The organism is Autumnicola edwardsiae (assembly GCF_031846505.1).
In the GTDB taxonomy this organism is placed as follows: Bacteria; Bacteroidota; Bacteroidia; order Flavobacteriales; family Flavobacteriaceae; genus Autumnicola; species Autumnicola edwardsiae.
Genome location: NZ_JAVRHP010000246.1, coordinates 1 through 1,179, shown reverse-complemented (window position 1 = coordinate 1,179; position 1,179 = coordinate 1). Strand labels below are relative to the sequence as shown.

Annotated in this window: 2 protein-coding genes; both read left to right on the top strand. The window is 34.0% G+C overall.

Going from position 1 to position 1,179, the window contains the following annotated elements:
* Positions 1-515: 515 nt before the first annotated feature.
* Positions 516-881: an ArsR/SmtB family transcription factor gene (locus RM529_RS17430; RefSeq protein WP_037317168.1), complete on the top strand. Its 366-nt coding sequence runs from the start codon at positions 516-518 to the stop codon at positions 879-881.
* A 1-nt stretch (position 882) separates the two neighbouring features.
* Positions 883-1,179, top strand: a 297-nt coding sequence (locus RM529_RS17425; RefSeq protein ID WP_311486009.1) for a mercuric transporter MerT family protein, incomplete at its 3' end; no start/stop codon positions are given.

The following is a 1,179-nucleotide window of genomic DNA, read 5'->3' as shown; positions in this document are numbered from 1 at the left end:
CCTTTTTTGATGCTGATACATTTTCAATATTTAGAATTAGGGAAGGTTTATAAAAAGGAGGGACGACTGGCTTATGCAACCTGTACTAACTTCTAAATATTGGTATTTTGCATTACAAAAAAGGTAGGGACAGCAACGGCCGGGAAGGAAATGGAAATACTGAAATTGAGAAACAACCGGAAGCGAAGTAAATGAATAAATGGAATTCCTATTAAGCGGGCGTCCTTTGTTACTTAGTTTATAGAATAAGGCTATAAGATTAGCACAACTTATTATTTATCGAATACATCAAGAGAAAAAATGAAAAGGATGCTCAAGATATTCTTAAGAAAGCTCTTTACCCAAAATGGAGTATTTAGCGAAATGAAGCGGTAATGTGCTGACTGCTATACAACTCATAGATAATGGTCATAATCTCTTAAATGTATAAAGCAGAATATGTTAATTACATTATTTAAGTATTTGCTTAAATACGTATTTTATTATACCTTTGAAATCTAAATAATAAATTAACCATGGAAATTTCGTGTACAAGAGCCCAAGCTGATCATCAACAACTTCTCAATTGTAAAAATGTTCTTGAAAAAATGGATGATAATTTTCAGGATATGACCAAACTACTATCTATTGCTGGTAGTGAGGTGCGTTTAAAAATTTTATTCCTCTTGAACATGGAAGACGAATTATGTCCCTGTGATATTGCTGATATTTTAGAAATGAGCGTACCGGCAATCTCTCAACACATCCGGAAAATTAAAGATGCGGGTTTTATCTCCTCAAGAAGAGATGGGCAAACCTTATATTATTCTTTAGTGAAGGATAAAACAGCTGTACTTGATGCTGTTTTCACTACTATCAAAATGGTTAAAAAAACTGCGTAAAATGAAAACTTCCCAAAAATCAAATAGTCCGGCATATTTGAGCATAATTACTGCAGTAACAGCTTCCGTATGTTGTATTACTCCCCTCCTGGCAATTTTAGCAGGTAGTAGTGGACTTGTAACCACTTTTTCCTGGATAGAACCTTTTCGTCCTTATTTGATTGCGCTTACTATAGGAATTCTTGGTTTGGCCTGGTATTTAAAATTGAAACCTAAAACACAAGAAGAAATAGATTGTGCCTGCGACGAGGAAGCAAAACCATCTTTTTGGCAGTCCAAAAATTTTCTATTCATAGTT

Excerpts from the sequence above, each read along its gene's own strand:
- RM529_RS17430 (WP_037317168.1), top strand. The coding sequence starts at position 516 with ATGGAAATTTCGTGTACAAGAGCCCAAGCTGATCATCAACAACTTCTC.